Origin of the sequence: Methylocystis rosea SV97, from assembly GCF_000372845.1 — a bacterium.
GTDB lineage: Bacteria > Pseudomonadota > Alphaproteobacteria > Rhizobiales > Beijerinckiaceae > Methylocystis > Methylocystis rosea.
Genome location: NZ_KB889963.1, coordinates 824,033 through 839,249 on the forward strand (window position 1 = coordinate 824,033; position 15,217 = coordinate 839,249).

Below are 15,217 nucleotides of genomic sequence, written 5' to 3' on the forward strand. Positions count from 1 at the left end.
GCTCCGCACGCTCCTCAGGATGAGGGACCTTCCATTGCTCCCTCTCCGGCATAGCGGGGAAGCAGGAGAAATGCCTGCACCTGAGATTACAACAGCCGCAACCTCGGGTGCGCCGTCATGGCCGGGCTTGTCCCGGCCATCCACGAAGTTGACCGCGCTTATGCGGTAGCCCGACCAAATGGCGGAGCGTGGATGCCCGCGACAAGCGCGGGCATGACGCGGAAAGGTAAGCGCCTGCTCAGATCGCCGCCTTCTCGATGATATGCGCGAGATCGGTCATGATGGCGTTGAGGTCGTAGTTCTTCGGCGTGTAGACCGCCGCGACGCCCGCTTCGCGCAGGAGCTTCTCGTCGGCCGGCGGGATGATGCCGCCGACGACCAGCGGCGCGTCCACGCCCTCCTGCTTCATCAGCTTGATCACTTCATGCGCCAGCGTCACATGCGAACCGGAGAGAATGGAGAGACCGATGCAATGCGCGCCTTCCTTCTTCGCGGCCTCGACGAGTTCAGCCGGCGTCGAGCGGATGCCGGCGTAGATCACGTCGAAGCCGGCGTCGCGGGCGCGCACCGCGATCTGCTCGGCGCCGTTGGAATGGCCATCGAGGCCCGGCTTGCCGACCAGGAATTTCGCCCGCTTGCCGAGTTTTTGCGACACGCGCTCGACCTCGCCGCGCACGGCGTCGAGCGCGCCGCCGACCTGACGGGCCGTCGAGGAGACGCCCGTCGGCGCGCGGTATTCCCCAAATACGCCGCGTAAGACATTGCCCCATTCGCCGGTGGTGACGCCCGCCTTCGCCGCGGCGATGGACGGTTCGACCATGTTGCGGCCTTCCTTGGCGGCGCGCGCCAGCTCTTCGATGGCGGCCTGGGCGGCCTTCTGGTCGCGGGCTTCGCGCCAGGCCTTCAGCCGCGAAATCTGCTCGGCTTCGACATGTTCGGGCACGACCATGATCTGGTCGTCGCCCGAGGCGAGCGGCGACGGCTCGCCGCCGGTGAATTTGTTGACGCCGACGACGATCTGCTCGCCGGCCTCGATCGACTCGAGACGCGCCGTATTGGCTTCGACGAGCTTGCCCTTCATATAGCCGATCTCGACCGCCGCAGCGGCGCCGCCGAGGTCTTCGATCTTCTTGAGTTCGGCCTTCGCCTCCGCCTTCAATTCGGCGACCTTGCGGGCGATCTCGGGATTGCCGTCGAAAATGTCGCCATATTCCAGGAGGTCGGTCTCATAGGCCATGATCTGCTGCATGCGCAGCGACCATTGCTGGTCGAAGGGGCGGGGCAGGCCGAGCGCCTCGTTCCAGGCAGGAAGCTGCACGGCGCGGGCGCGGGCGTTCTTGGAGAGAACGACGGCGAGCATCTCGATCAGGATGCGATAGACGTTGTTTTCCGGCTGCTGCTCGGTCAGTCCGAGCGAATTGACCTGCACGCCGTATCGGAAGCGGCGGAGCTTCTCGTCCTTCACGCCGTAGCGCTCGCGCGTGATCTCCTCCCAAAGCTCCGCGAACGCCCGCATTTTGCACAGTTCGGTGACGAAGCGCATGCCGGCGTTGACGAAGAAGGAGATGCGGCCGACGACCTGAGCGAAGTCTTCCTCAGGCATTCCCGCGGCTTTCACGCCGTCGAGAATGGCGACGGCGGTCGCGAGCGCATAGGCCAATTCCTGCGACGGCGTCGCGCCCGCTTCCTGCAGATGGTAGGAGCAGACGTTCATCGGATTGAACTTGGGGCATTCCTTCGTGGTGAAGAGAATGAGGTCTTGCGTGAGGCGCAGCGACTGCGTCGGCGGAAACACATAGGAGCCGCGTGACAGATATTCCTTGATGATGTCGTTTTGCGTCGTGCCCTGCAGTTTTGCGCGCGGCGCGCCCTGTTCCTCGGCGGCGGCGATATAGAGCGCCATCAGCCACACGGCGGTGGCGTTGATGGTCATCGACGTGTTCATCTCGCCGATCGGAATGCCGTCGAAGAGCGCGCGCATGTCGCCAAGATGCGAGACCGGCACGCCGACCTTGCCGACCTCGCCGCGCGACAGAATGTGGTCGCAGTCGTAGCCCGTCTGCGTCGGCAGATCGAAGGCGATGGAGAGACCCGTCTGGCCCTTGGCGAGATTGGAGCGATAGAGCTTATTGGACTCGCTGGCCGTCGAATGGCCGGCGTAAGTGCGAAACATCCAGGGCTTGTCGCGGCGCGGGGCAGTCGTCTCGGTCATTATTGCGTCTCCTCCGCTGTTGCGCTTAGCATGAGGGGCGCGGGTGCGGAAGAGACGGGCGCTGCGCGGCGGCGAAGGTCAATGCCTACTGTATTGGACCTTTTATTACCGTCGCGCCTTCGTCAAAACGCGAAAAATAGGTCGCCGACTGCGGCAGGCGCGCTTTTAAGGGCTTCTCGGTTGGAGGGGGCCGATCGGCGGAACGTCGATGGGCGGACGACGACGCGCAGCAAGCGTCCCCCAACGATATTCCCAATCGAACTTGTCGTCTCCGTTGACGTCGCGGAAGGAAATGAACGCCGTGCCGGTCCCGTTCGGGCGCACGCTGATCTGCTGAAGGTGGTGATCATCGCCGGAAAAATTGAACCGGAAGCCGCGAATGACGGGCTGACCGGCCGGCATCGAAGCCAGGACACGGTCGTTCGCGCCAGAACCGCTCAGCACGCCAATGTCGGCGAACTTGTCGCGGGGGACATAAGCATATTGCAGACTCCAGATAAAAGTATCCTCGGGCGGATCGAAGTGCTTGTCACGAAACGTGACCTGTAGCTGGCCATTATCTTCCAGCAGGGAAACTTCCTTGAGATGGTGATCGAAGCCGCCCCGGAACGACAATTGAAAGCCCGTCAGGACAAAAACGAAGTCGCCCGCCGGCTTCTCCAAAGTTGCCGAACAGGAGCCGTTTTCGCTGCATATGTCGAGATTGCGAGAGATCCGCCGTATACGGCTGTCCGAAATATCCTGGTGTGAAATGTTGAAACAGTAGCTGTCGTCGTCGTCGGGGTTCTTGTCCATGAAACCCAGTCTCATCATTCCCGACGGTAGCCCCGGACCTATAAGAATTTGCTGGATATGATGGTCAACGCCAGGATTGAAAGCGAAGCCGAAACGGGACAGCAACGGAACGCTCGTGGGAGAAAACGGCACATCAACCAGGCCGCTACCTGTCTTGCCTACATCGACGCAACCGTTCGCTTCCTGGGCGTTTGCGCTCGTCGTAATCAATCCGGCGGCAAAGATCGAGATAATAAAAAGATTTCGCATCAGTGCCTCCTAAAATTGAATGCACGAAGCTGACGTAGGGCAATAAAAGCGAAAGACAAACACAGGCGTTTTCAGTTGCGCTTGATGATGACGGATTTCGACAAAAACAGGATTGCGCCCAGAATCACGTGAGCCGGCCCGATCTTCGTTCGGCTCGAGTCTGAGGGATCGCGCGTCAAAGATAGACGACTTGCATTCTATCAGGCGCGTTCGGGACGAAGCTTTGCGCTAATTTTTCTTCAGCGCCTTCGGCTTGTGGATCGCGCGGGCGCCCGTCTTGCCGCTTTCGACCAGATATTGTGGATCGTCCGGGCTCGCCTCGGCGACATGGCCTTTCACGCGCGCCCGCGCCGTGACCTTCTTGACGACCTTGCCGGTCGTCACTCCCTGGGATGTCTTCCAGCTGACAGGATCGCCGGGCTTGAACTTATGCGGCATGGCGCTGCCTCCGGCCAGAGAACCCCGCTTCCAGGCCTTCCTGAGTTTCAGGTCCTGGGGCCGCGCCTATTGCGAGGTGGGGCGCGGCGCCATTTCGTTCAGCGACTGCACGCGCCTGGCCTGCGGACCCTCCCGGCCTTGGCCTTCCAGAAACGCCACCCGCTCGCCGATTTCGAGCGCGTCAAAGCCGGGTTCGGCCACGCTATTGCGGTGAAAATAAATCTCGCGTCCATCCTCGCTTTCGAGGAAGCCGAAGCCGTCGGCGCGAAAGACGCTTTTCACTACGGCCGTCGGCGCCGTCTCGTGATGCTTGACCTTGCCGCGTATCTGGCGCGATTGATCGCGCAACTGCCGCCGCGCCCGCCTGAAGGCGTCGTTGAGCGCGAACTCGGCGTCCATGAAGCGCTCGTCGGCGTCGGGCGTGCGCTCGACTGACACTTCCCGACCGTCGGGGAGCGCGATGTAGATCGTGAAATGATGCTGGCCGCCCGTCCGATGATGGCCGCTCGGCCCCTTGGCGACGACGCGGCAGGCGGTCATGCGCCCATAAACCTTCTCCAGCTGCGCCAGCTTGGCGACGATCTTGGCGCCCAACTCGGGGCGCGGCTCCATGTCGATGAAATCAATCTCGGGCGCGGTTTCCATCGGGTCTCTTTCTGCCCCCAGGCGCAGATAAATAATGCGCCGGCGCTGAAAGGCTTCCTGCAGCTATCGAGAAACACTTGCCGATCCATAGGAATTTCGCGCTATGAAGCGCGCCGTCGCCCTATTATAAGCTCCGCCGGAACTTTATCGGCGCAAGATTCAAAGTCGGAGGGAACGAAACCTTGAGCGAGAAGAAAGACCTCTATGAGATGGGCGAGATTCCGCCGCTCGGGCATGTTCCCAAGAACATGTACGCCTGGGCGATCCGCAAGGAGCGGCATGGGCCGCCGGAAACCGCCATGCAGCTCGAGGTCTTGCCGACCTGGGAGCTCGACAGTCACGACGTGCTAGTGCTCGTGATGGCGGCTGGCGTCAATTACAACGGCGTCTGGGCGTCGCTGGGCGAGCCGGTGTCGACCCTCGACGTCCACAAGAATCCCTATCATGTCGCCGGCTCCGACGCCTCGGGCATCGTCTGGGCGGTCGGTTCCAAGGTGAAGCGCTGGAAGGTCGGCGACGAGGTCATCATCCACTGCAACCAGGATGATGGGGACGACGAAGAGTGCAACGGCGGCGATCCGATGTTCTCGCCCTCGCAGCGCATCTGGGGCTATGAGACGCCGGACGGGTCCTTCGCCCAGTTCTGCCGCGTCCAGGACCGCCAGCTCATGGAGCGGCCGAAGCATCTCACCTGGGAGGAGGCGGCCTGCTACACCTTAACGCTCGCCACCGCCTATCGCATGCTCTTCGGCCATGCGCCGCACCAGTTGAAGCCCGGCGACAATGTGCTCGTCTGGGGCGCCTCTGGCGGTCTTGGCGTCTTCGCCGTGCAGCTCTGCGCCGCCTCGGGCGCCAACGCCATCGGCGTCATCTCGGATGAGAGTAAGCGCGACTACGTGCTCTCGCTCGGCGCCAAGGGCGTCATCAACCGCAAGGACTTCAAGTGCTGGGGCCAGTTGCCGAAGGTCAACACGCCCGAGTTCAACGAATGGACAAAGAACGCCCGCGCCTTCGGCAAGGCGATCTGGGACATCACCGGCAAGAAGGACGTCGACATCGTCTTTGAGCATCCGGGCGAACAGACGTTCCCGGTCTCCTGCCTCGTGGTGAAGCGCGGCGGCATGGTGGTGTTCTGCGCCGGCACGACCGGCTTCAACCTCACCTTCGACGCCCGCTATGTCTGGATGCGCCAGAAGCGCATCCAGGGTTCGCATTTCGCGCATCTGAAGCAGGCGTCGGCCGCCAATCGCTTCGTGCTGGACCGGCGCGTCGACCCCTGCATGTCGGAAGTCTTCTCCTGGGAGAAGATTCCTCTCGCCCACACCAAGATGTGGAAGAACGAACATGCGCCGGGCAATATGGCGGTGCTGGTGATGTCGCCAAAGCCCGGCTTGCGCACGGTCGAGGATGTGACGGACGCCTATAAGCAGAAGTAGGCTTTTCGGCCTGGAGAAAATTCGCGGCGCGTCGGGAAACCGGCGCGCCGTTTTCGTCATATTCGGATGCGGCGAAAAGCATCCGAAAGGGGCTGCCTTTGAACGGGCGGGCCGACCATGGCGTATCGGGCTCTCGTCCCGATCCTTGCGTCAGGCCGCAGATGGCGGCGAGAAGAAGTGACGCGTCGCCCGCGCGCTTGACCGCCCTGACGCAATGATGCAGATTTGAGGCAGAAATCATACTTGACGCTGGCGCGGGGCCACACGCGCCGGCAGCGAGCCGTAAGGCGGATGCGGCCATGCTCGAAGCGTGCAATCTCACCAAGCGTTACGACGGCGCGGACTCGCCGGCGCTCGATCGTCTCAATCTGACCGTGCCGGCGGGCGAGGTGTTTTGCCTGCTCGGTCCGAACGGCGCCGGCAAGACGACGACCGTCAATCTCTTCTTGAATTTCATCGCGCCGACCGCAGGTCAGGCGCTCGTCTGCGGCGTCGACGCCGCGGTTGATCCCTCCGCGGCGCGCGCGCTTCTCGCCTATATCCCGGAGCAGGTGATGCTCTACGGCGCGCTGACGGGCCTCGAGAATCTGCAATATTTCACGGAAATCTCCGGCGCCGAGGCGCCGCACGAGACGCTTCGCTCCTTGCTCGCCGCCGCCGGACTGCCCCGCGACGCCTTCGATCGTCCCGTGCGCGGCTATTCCAAGGGCATGCGCCAGAAGGTCGGCGTCGCCATCGCGCTCGCGCGCCGCGCGCAGGCGCTGGTGCTTGATGAGCCGACCTCCGGCCTCGATCCGCTCGCGGCGAATGAGTTCGCCGCGCTGATCGAGCGGCTGCGCAAGGACGGCATGGCGGTGCTGATGGTCACGCATGACCTCTTCCTCGCCAAGCAATGCGGCACGAAGATCGGCATCATGGCGCAGGGCCGGCTCGCGTCGGTCTTTGGCGCCGATGACGTCGACCATCTCGGGCTGGAGCGCGCCTATCTCGATCTCTTCGCGAGCGCGGCGGCGTGAGCGATCTCGCCCTCGCCCCGCTCGCCGCGACTGCGCCGGCGAAGAGCCGCTGGCGCGTCGTGCGCGCCGTCGCCGCCAAGGAATGGCTGGAGCTGTTCCGCGACCGGCGCCTCGTCTGGCTTTGCGCCTTCATTATGGCGCTGATGCTCGCCGCGCTCGCCTTCGGCTATGTCGAGAACGCCCGCATCCTGCGCGAGCGCGACGCGGCGGCGCAGGCCGATCGCGAGCTTTGGGTCGGACAGAGCGCCAAGAATCCGCACGCCGCCGCGCATTTCGGCCAATACGCTTTCAAGCCCTTAAGCCCGCTGGCGCTCGCCGATCCCGGCGTCGACGCCTATGTCGGCTCGGCGGTGTGGCTCGAGGCGCATAAGCAGAACGAGACCCAGTTCAAACAGGCGCGCGACGGCGGCGTCGGCGCGCGGCTCGGCTCGCTATCGCTCGCCTTCATCCTGCAGACGATCGCGCCGCTCATCGTCATCTTGATGGGCTTTGCAAGCTTCTCGGGCGAGCGCGAAAGCGGCACGCTGAAACAGCTGCTCAGCGTCGGCGCGCGGCCGCGCGACATTCTGGCCGGCAAGGCGCTCGCGCTCATCGGCGCCATTTTCGCGCTGCTCGCGCCGGCCTTCATCGGCGCGGCGCTCGCGCTTTTCTTCTTCGTCGATCGCGAACGCCTGTCGCTCGCCGATCAATTCCTTCGTCTCGGCGCGCTCGGCGCCGCCTATGCCGCCTATCTCGCGGGCTTCGCTTTTCTCGCGCTCGGCGTTTCGGCTTTGGCGAGAAACTCCCGCGCGGCGCTCGTCACGCTGCTCGCCTTCTGGCTGGCCAATTCCTTTCTCGCGCCGCGGCTTGCGACCGACGCGGCGCGCGCCTTCGCGCCGACGCCGACATGGCAAGAATTTCGCTCCGGTATCGCGCAGGACAAGGCGAAGACATTCGGCCATGACGAAAGTCATCCGGCCTTCGTCGCCTTCCGCGACGAGACGCTGAAGAAATATGGCGTGTCGCGGATCGAGGATTTGCCGGTCAGCTTCCGCGGCCTCTCGCTGCGCAAGGACGACGAGGCCGGCTATGCGATCTTCGATCGCCACTTCGGCGCGCTGCAGTCGGCCTTCGACCGTCAGGACGCGCTGCGCGCCGCGCCCGGCTTTCTGTTTCCGCTGCTGGCGCTGCGGCCGATCTCGATGGCCTTCGCCGGCGTCGACAGCCGCAGCCAGTTCGATTTCGCCACGGCGGCCGAGGCGCACCGGCGCGACATTCAAAATCAGGTCAGCGACAACATCATCCATTTCGCCCACGACAATCGTTACGTCGCGGGGCCGGAGCTGTGGCGAAAGATCGCCTCCTTCGCCTATCGTGCGCCCGGCGCGGTCTTCGCCCTCGGCTACAGCGCGCTCCCCATTATCGGCCTGTTAGCCTGGCTCGCGCTCGCTTGCGCTTTCGCGCTCTTCGCGGCGCGGCGTCTGCGGCCGGTATGAGCGCGCCCGTGTCTTCCGCTTTCCTCGCTGGCTTGCGGTTCGAGGCGCGCATGATGCGCCGCGACGGCGCCATATGGTTCGCGCTGCTGGCGCTGGCGGGCGTCGCGCTTTTTGCGCTGGCAATGGGCGCCTCGCGCGTCGTGTCGCAACAGGCGGCGATCGCGGGCGCCCGCGCCGACGAGACGCAGCGCCTGACAAACCTCCAGAAGACGCTGGCGCAATTGCAGCAGGGCGAGACGCAGGGAAAGCCGGCGCCGGAGCCGCCCCCCTATCGTGATCCGCGCAACGCCGCCTTCATGGGCGGCGGGCCTGCCGCGGCGGTCGCCGCGCTCGCGCCCGCGCCCTTGGCGCTCGTCGCCACAGGGCAGAGCGATCTTCTGCCACCCGCCGTCCGGGTGACGACCGGCTCGAAAGACAGTTTTCTCTTCGCCGACGAGATCGACAATCCGGCGAATCTGATGTCGGGGGCGACCGATCTCGCCTTTGTCGTCGTCTTCGTCTATCCGCTCGTCATTCTGGCGATGGCCTTCAATCTGCTCGCCGGCGAGCGCGAGCAGGGAACGCTGGCGATGAATCTGGCCTCGGCGCGCCGGCCCAGCGCCGCGCTCGCCGGCAAGCTGACGGCGCGCATCGCCGCGCCGGTCCTCGCCACGCTTCTCGCGGTCGCGGCAGGCGTATGGATATTCGCCGGCTGGGAGCGGCTCGCGACGCCCGGCTTCGCCGTGCTGCTCGTTGTCGTGCTGCTCTACGGTCTCTTCTGGGCGGCGTTGGCGGCCGCGGTCGACGGGCTGGGCCGGAGCTCCGCCTTCAACGCGCTGACGCTGATCGGCGCCTGGGTGGCGATCACCATGATCCTGCCAGCCGCGATCAACAGCCTCGCCGCTTTCGCCCATCCCGCGCCCTCGCGAACCGACATGGTGCTCGCGGCCCGGGCGGCCTCGATCGACGCCGACCGCGCCCGCGACGCCTCGCTCGCGCGCTACGCCCAGGAACATGGCGACGCGGAAAAGCCAGCCGGCGGTCCGCAGGAGATGACGCTGCGGCGTCTGGCGACGCAGGAGGCGGCCTTTCAGCGCGTCGAGGCGATCGTCGCCGAGCATGACGCGCAGCTTGCGCGCCAGCGCGACATGGTGGACAGGCTCGGCTATCTCTCGCCGGCCTACCTAACCTATCAGGCGCTCGCCGACATCGCGGGTTCGGGGGAAACGCGCTATCGCGCCTTTCTCGATCGCATCCGCGACTTCCACGTCAATTGGCGTGAGTTCTTCCTTTCGCGCGCCAAGGCCGGCGCGTCGCTGACGGCGCAGGATTACGCGGCGATGCCGAAATTTACGCAGGCGGATGAAGAGTTGATGGGGCCTGCGCCGACCGGACATGCCGGCGCGCTCATCGGCGTCGCGCTGCCGGCGCTGCTGCTCGCGGCGCTCGCCTTGCGCGGCTATCGGCGCGCCGCGCCGCGATAAAGCGCCCGACCCCATCGAGTTCGAATGCTGCGCATCTTGTGACGCGCATATCGTAGATCGTTCAGTGGGGCACGCGCTGACGGGCTGCGAGGTCCTACCGCGGCGAGGAAGAAGCTTCTACCCCATGCGGGTGATCTTATCGCCCATCTTCCCTTCGCCGACGCATGGTCTGGCCTTGTCGGTTCAATACTTGGCGCGCGCTCGCATGTTCAAGGACGCCACCGTTGGTGACGTCGCTTATGTCAATGGGGAAATAAACTGGCGTAAAGCCACATTCGTCGTTCGGATATCGACCACCCAATCCGGCGATTTTGTTCCCCGAGCGCCTGGCTCCGCAACCCCGGCCAGCTCCGCCAGGTGCCCAGCCGCTGGTCCGAATGCCGTTCTTAAACTAACATTCGAATTGGATCACCCGATGGGGCCGGCCAATGAAATTGAATGCGACCCTGCCTGATAATGAAAGTGCTGGCCTTCGCCGGGATCGTAAAGGTTACAGGACGACCGCTGACGCTACCGCTGAAATGGCGGCCGCTACCAGGTCGTAACGTTGAACCTATTGTCTGTGACGTTCAATTGAACGTGGCTAGCCAATCAATTTGAACGACGACGATGCCCGTTACTTCCGCAGCAAACACCGTCTGATTGACAGTCCCGACCTGTGTGGGTCGGACAAAGTTGATCGCCGCAACCCGTGCATTTCCATTCCATTTTGTGTTCACACCATTTTTGCCCCCGATGCACCGGACATGACGCCAAGACCGGAGAAGATGCCATTCCAATGGTCACGAACAAAATAAGTTTTATCCCGCGCATATCGTTTTCCCAAAAATGTGAACGCACGTTATGATACTATTGATTGAGGAAAGAGCCAATTATTGGTGGCCTTAGGCTACGTGAGCCACGGCGATGAAGCTGCCGTCCGTTACAGTTAGACACGAAGGCCCGCTGAAGGCGCTTTGCAGACTGCCGCGAGTGACCGTCTGTGACCCATTTCAGACATTCCCGATGCGCGACGATTGTTAGCTTGCATTTCGCACGGCTACAATGAGCGCTTGGGCGATCAGGTGCGTGAGCAACGAACCCCGAACTATCTAGAGGTTGGTGACGGATAGGGCGTTTCATACGGGGTGGGATAGGGCGTTTCATACGGGGTGGGATAGGGCGTTTCATACGGGGTGGGATATGGAGTAGAATAAGGTGTGGAATACGGAAAGCTTTTTCGCGCTTCCAACGTTGGCGACGACGCGAGCTGACTGCGAGTTTCGACGAAGAAGTGTTGCTCGTTAGCAGGCCTGATAGCGTGAGATAGTTCCGGTCGCTCAGAAGATCGCGCGGAACTGGCACAACTATCGAGATAGTTGCGTTCCGCAATGTCTGCACAAATTCGTTCAATACGGCTCAAATCACCATTTGCGTAAAGAGTGATAAGCGACGACAGTTTTTGATAGCATGCGTCACGTGTTGCGCCTTCGAGACGGCGACAAATTTGAAATGGGGCGTTAGACCGATCGCCTAAGGCGAATGCCGCCTCTGCGTTGATAATCAAGCAGTCCTGCTTCCACTGGCCTGTGGATGCCATTGCGCAGAGGCGGAATGCCTCATCAGCGCTGCCGCCTGTCAGCGGCTGTATTTGCCGTGCCAAACCATTTAAGCAAAATTCCTTGTTGGCAACCTCCGGCAAAGAAAAGCATTTTTGAGCAATCTTGGCCAAATCTCCGTGGAATGCTTCGTATAGAATAGAAACTTGGTTTCCCCAGCATGCTGGCAAATATTTCATCTTGATCCGATTGTCATTGCACGGATAGTCGAGATCTTTTGCGTCTGCTAAGCTATGGCTTACCAAGTGATTACTGCGTCGATTCGTTTGAATGTCTGCTGTGCGGGCAGCTAAATGCCCATGGTCATGTCCATGCGCCCCCCATACATTTTCCATGAAAACCCCATCATAACAATTGAAAGAAGCAAAATCGCTAATGCCCGCCATCGAATCGCAGGCTTGCAAAGCTTCGGGAATCGAATAGTTATTCCAGATGAGGAGACCATGGCCTGCGCCATGTGCGCACTGACGCGTGACTTCTGGCCCGCCTTCGCGGCATTGTTGCCATGCATCGGAAATGCTTTTCGGGCCGTGTTCAGCAACTGCAGCAATAAGAAAACCGTGATAGCAGGCACCAAGGAAATGTGGGCGACAGCGTGACACACCATTGCTTCCAAATTTTTCGTAAATCAAACTTCCTACAGTGTGAATAACGAGATGGGTTTCGCCGGTAAACGGTAGTCCCGAACGATATATCTCGTCCTGTGCTGTTTCAGGACCCAATCTCAACACCAGCTTTTGAATCAACGCTTGTTGAGCCATGCGGTGGTTTCAGACCGCAGCGCTTTTATCTCTGGATGTATTGGTTGGGGAGCAATTTTATCGGAAACGTCGCTGGCTACGGCATGAAATGAGACAAATTGGAATGCGATGAAGCCGATGAGAAGGTGTTTCCAAAAAACGTCTGGTATCATCATTCCCCTCCCAAAACTTTCAAATCCTATAATTACGTATGCGCGCCAGCATAGGATACAATCGCAAACACATGGTGCAATTCGCGTAAAGGGATGTCCGCTCATGGCGCGAAGCGCCCTCCCGCCCGCCAGCGAAAGGTTTTCATTTTTCACTCAAAGCCAAAATTGAAACTGGGACACTACCCCGCGGCCCGGGGCGGTTGCGCGGCGGGCCAAATGGCGGCATGTAAGGCGCAAATTCGCCCAGCGCCCCAAGGCGCCTTGACTTCCGGAAAGAGAGAATGACCGCAGCCGTCGCGACGAAACTTGAAGCCGCCGATTGGACGAGTGACGCGAAAGAGGCGCTCGCCGCCGTCGAGGCGCTCTACAAGGACGCGCTGGCGAGCGTGCGCGCCCGCGTCACCAAGGACGGCAAGCTTTCCAGCGAGCTGATTGAGGCCGATCAGCACGCGGCCCACGGGCTCGCCTGGCTCGCGACCTATATTCAGGGCCTGCGCGAACTCATCGACTATGCCGAACGCCTCTCGGCGGAAGGCGCATATGGCGAAACCGAAGAGCTTTTGAACCAGATCGGCTTCGCCGAATTCCTCGCCCAGGTCTATGGCGGCATTCCGATGAGCCAGGGCGAGATCGTCCGGCTCTCGGATTTCGGGCTTTCAAGCCAGCAGATCGTCGCGCGGCGCCCCGCCTCCATCGACCGGCTGATCCTCACCGGAAACACGCCGGCGAACCGCGCCCGCCTCGCCGAACTCATCGATCACCACGCGGCGGCCGAAACCATCGGCGCCTCCGGCCTCGACGAGACGCTGGAGGCGATCCGCAGCGAGATGCGCAAATTCGCCTCGGCGAATGTCACGCCCTATGCGCACGACTGGCACTCGAAAAATGACTACATCCCGCTGGACGTCATCTCCGGCCTCGCCGAACTCGGCGTCTTCGGCCTGACGATTCCGGAGGAGTTTGGCGGCTCCGGCATGGGCAAGATCGCCATGTGCGTCGTCTCCGAGGAGCTGTCGCGCGCTTACATCGGCGTCGGTTCGCTCGGCACGCGTTCGGAGATCGCGGCGGAACTGATCCTGGTCGGCGGGACAGAGGCGCAGAAGGAGAAATATCTCCCCAAGATCGCCGCTGGCGACATCCTACCGACCGCCGTCTTCACCGAGCCCAACAACGGCTCCGATCTCGCGGGGCTGCGGACTCGCGCCACGCTCGAGGGCGGCGTCTACAAGGTGTTCGGCAACAAGACCTGGATCACCCATCCGGTGCGCGCCGATGTCATGACGCTGCTCGTGCGCACCAATCCGAATGAGAAGGGCTATAAGGGCCTGTCGATGCTGCTCGCCGAGAAGCCGCGCGGCACGGACGAGAATCCGTTTCCCGCCAAGGGCATGACCGGCGGCGAGATTGAAGTGCTCGGCTATCGCGGCATGAAGGAGTTCGAAATCGGCTTCGACAATTTCGAAGTGCCGGCGGAAAATCTTCTCGGCGGCGAGGAGGGCAAGGGCTTCAAGCAGCTCATGGAGACCTTCGAGTCGGCGCGCATCCAGACGGCGGCGCGCGCGCTCGGCGTCGCCCAATGCGCCCTCGACCTCGGATTGAAATACGCCAAGGAGCGCATTCAGTTCGGCAAGCCGCTGTTCTCCTTCCCTCGCGTCTTCAACAAGATCGTTTCGATGGCGATCGAGATTCATGTCGCCCGCCAGATCACCTATTTCGCCGCGCGCGAGAAGGACGAGGGCAAGCGCTGCGATCTCGAGGCGGGCATGGCGAAGCTGCTTGGCGCCCGCGTCGCCTGGGCGGCGGCGGACAACGCCCTGCAGATCCACGGCGGCAACGGCTTCGCGCTCGAATATCCGGTCTCGCGCGTTCTCTGCGACGCCCGCATCCTCAACATTTTTGAAGGCGCCGCGGAAATTCAGGCGCAGGTCATCGCGCGCCGGTTGCTGGAAGGGTAAGGGCGAGCGCCGCGCACAGTGGATGGCCGGGACAAGCCCGGCCATGACGGTGAAAAATTTCGCCGCCATGAACGCGCGACGACTTAAACGTTGAACCGCAGCTTCTCCGCGTCATACCCGGGCTTGTCGCGGGCATCCACGCTCTCATGAGCTGCCGGCTCAGAGACTGAAGCTTCTCGTCACCCCTGCGCCAAAATCGCGATCAGCGCGCCCATCGCGAGCATTGAGATCGCTTGCGCGAAGTAAAAGGCGAAGCGGACCGAGGCGACGACATTCGTCTGCTCGAAGAGCAGATGAACCGCGCTCTGGCAGATCCTCGCGATAAGGATGATGATCGCCAGCGCATCGAGGATCGGGCTCGCGACGCGCGCGGCGAGCATCGCGACGACAATCGCGCCGTAGACGGGCAGGTTCTCGACGCAGTTCATATGGGCGCGCACAGCGCGGCGATACCATTCGCCGCCTTGCGGCTCGTCGGCGCGCCAGTCGGAGATCGCCGTGCGACCGGTCAAGATCCGGCTCCAGCGATAAACGCCGACGGTCGTGAAGAGCAGCAGCAGAGTTCAGAGCGCGAACCCGAGCAGGACCCAGACAGGGATGGGCATCGGAGCCTCCATGAGCCGGCCGTGGAGCGAATGCACGTGTTATGGGCACTCGGATTTTATGCGATCGTCCGAACAGTTTTGATTATGACATTCGTCAGCGCTCTGGAATAAACAGGCGGCCGCGCGCATAATGTAGCCATGCGCGAAATAGATCTGTTTACATCCAGAATCGAGCCTGACCCACTCTACGCTGAGCGGTTCCGTTGGACTGTCTGCGAGGGGTCACAGATTCATCTGCGGTCGCCACATTCCTACGCGACCAAGCGCGAGGCTGAGCAGGAAGCGGATAAGGCTCTGCAAAAGCTGGCGTCCACATGGACGGGCAAGCGCTGACCAGCCATCGCGCCCACGCGACCTCGACGAATGGTAAATCGCGTTCGACATCGCCCAGGGGCGCTCTCGAAGACCCATAGGCGC

Annotated in this window: 11 protein-coding genes; 5 read left to right on the plus strand and 6 right to left on the minus strand. The window is 62.2% G+C overall.

Annotated features, from left to right (window positions below; genetic code table 11):
- Positions 1-238 precede the first annotated feature (238 nt).
- From A3OO_RS0104375 to A3OO_RS0104395, 4 genes are all read right to left on the minus strand, one after another.
- Positions 239-2,212 (minus strand): protein meaA, encoded by a 1,974-nt coding sequence (locus tag A3OO_RS0104375; protein WP_018406619.1) that lies wholly within the window; start codon positions 2,210-2,212, stop codon positions 239-241.
- Between the two features lie 165 nt (positions 2,213-2,377).
- Positions 2,378-3,256: a hypothetical protein gene (locus tag A3OO_RS0104380; protein ID WP_018406620.1), complete on the minus strand. Its 879-nt coding sequence runs from the start codon at positions 3,254-3,256 to the stop codon at positions 2,378-2,380.
- A 228-nt stretch (positions 3,257-3,484) separates the two neighbouring features.
- A complete protein-coding gene (locus tag A3OO_RS0104390; RefSeq protein ID WP_018406622.1) occupies positions 3,485-3,694 on the minus strand; it encodes a hypervirulence associated TUDOR domain-containing protein in 210 nt (69 codons plus the stop codon).
- Between the two features lie 66 nt (positions 3,695-3,760).
- Complete coding sequence (locus A3OO_RS0104395) at positions 3,761-4,339, minus strand: HPF/RaiA family ribosome-associated protein (protein ID WP_018406623.1); 579 nt, start codon at positions 4,337-4,339, stop codon at positions 3,761-3,763.
- A gap of 182 nt (positions 4,340-4,521) precedes the next feature.
- On the opposite strand from A3OO_RS0104395, the gene ccrA reads away from it, so the two are divergent.
- From ccrA to A3OO_RS0104415, 4 genes are all read left to right on the plus strand, one after another.
- A complete protein-coding gene (gene ccrA, locus A3OO_RS0104400) occupies positions 4,522-5,775 on the plus strand; it encodes a crotonyl-CoA carboxylase/reductase (protein ID WP_018406624.1) in 1,254 nt (417 codons plus the stop codon).
- Between the two features lie 299 nt (positions 5,776-6,074).
- Positions 6,075-6,791: an ABC transporter ATP-binding protein gene (locus A3OO_RS0104405; protein WP_018406625.1), complete on the plus strand. Its 717-nt coding sequence runs from the start codon at positions 6,075-6,077 to the stop codon at positions 6,789-6,791.
- On the plus strand, positions 6,788-8,266 hold the full coding sequence (locus tag A3OO_RS0104410; protein ID WP_018406626.1) for a DUF3526 domain-containing protein: 1,479 nt from the start codon (positions 6,788-6,790) through the stop codon (positions 8,264-8,266). Before A3OO_RS0104405 ends, A3OO_RS0104410 begins: the two co-directional genes overlap by 4 nt.
- An 8-nt stretch (positions 8,267-8,274) precedes the next feature.
- Positions 8,275-9,729: a DUF3526 domain-containing protein gene (locus A3OO_RS0104415; RefSeq protein WP_245257101.1), complete on the plus strand. Its 1,455-nt coding sequence runs from the start codon at positions 8,275-8,277 to the stop codon at positions 9,727-9,729.
- Between the two features lie 1,087 nt (positions 9,730-10,816).
- Here the strand turns inward: A3OO_RS0104415 and A3OO_RS23450 are convergent.
- The gene (locus A3OO_RS23450) at positions 10,817-12,088 is read right to left on the minus strand and encodes a hypothetical protein (RefSeq protein ID WP_156824752.1); all 1,272 of its coding nucleotides are present in this window, start codon (positions 12,086-12,088) and stop codon (positions 10,817-10,819) included.
- Positions 12,089-12,521: 433 nt separating this feature from the next.
- On the opposite strand from A3OO_RS23450, the gene A3OO_RS0104425 reads away from it, so the two are divergent.
- On the plus strand, positions 12,522-14,195 hold the full coding sequence (locus tag A3OO_RS0104425; protein ID WP_018406629.1) for an acyl-CoA dehydrogenase family protein: 1,674 nt from the start codon (positions 12,522-12,524) through the stop codon (positions 14,193-14,195).
- A 179-nt stretch (positions 14,196-14,374) separates the two neighbouring features.
- On the opposite strand, the gene A3OO_RS21100 is transcribed toward A3OO_RS0104425, so the two are convergent.
- Positions 14,375-14,755, minus strand: a complete 381-nt coding sequence (locus A3OO_RS21100; RefSeq protein ID WP_342446766.1) for an MAPEG family protein — start codon at positions 14,753-14,755, stop codon at positions 14,375-14,377.
- Between the last annotated feature and the right edge of the window lie 462 nt (positions 14,756-15,217).

What these genes read in the sequence shown, in the direction of transcription:
- A3OO_RS0104375 (WP_018406619.1), bottom strand. Translation starts at nt 2,212, where the DNA reads ATGACCGAGACGACTGCCCCGCGCCGCGACAAGCCCTGGATGTTTCGC.
- A3OO_RS0104380 (WP_018406620.1), bottom strand. Translation starts at nt 3,256, where the DNA reads ATGCGAAATCTTTTTATTATCTCGATCTTTGCCGCCGGATTGATTACG.
- A3OO_RS0104390 (WP_018406622.1), bottom strand. Translation starts at nt 3,694, where the DNA reads ATGCCGCATAAGTTCAAGCCCGGCGATCCTGTCAGCTGGAAGACATCC.
- A3OO_RS0104395 (WP_018406623.1), bottom strand. Translation starts at nt 4,339, where the DNA reads ATGGAAACCGCGCCCGAGATTGATTTCATCGACATGGAGCCGCGCCCC.
- A3OO_RS0104405 (WP_018406625.1), top strand. Translation starts at nt 6,075, where the DNA reads ATGCTCGAAGCGTGCAATCTCACCAAGCGTTACGACGGCGCGGACTCG.
- A3OO_RS23450 (WP_156824752.1), bottom strand. Translation starts at nt 12,088, where the DNA reads ATGGCTCAACAAGCGTTGATTCAAAAGCTGGTGTTGAGATTGGGTCCT.
- A3OO_RS0104425 (WP_018406629.1), top strand. Translation starts at nt 12,522, where the DNA reads ATGACCGCAGCCGTCGCGACGAAACTTGAAGCCGCCGATTGGACGAGT.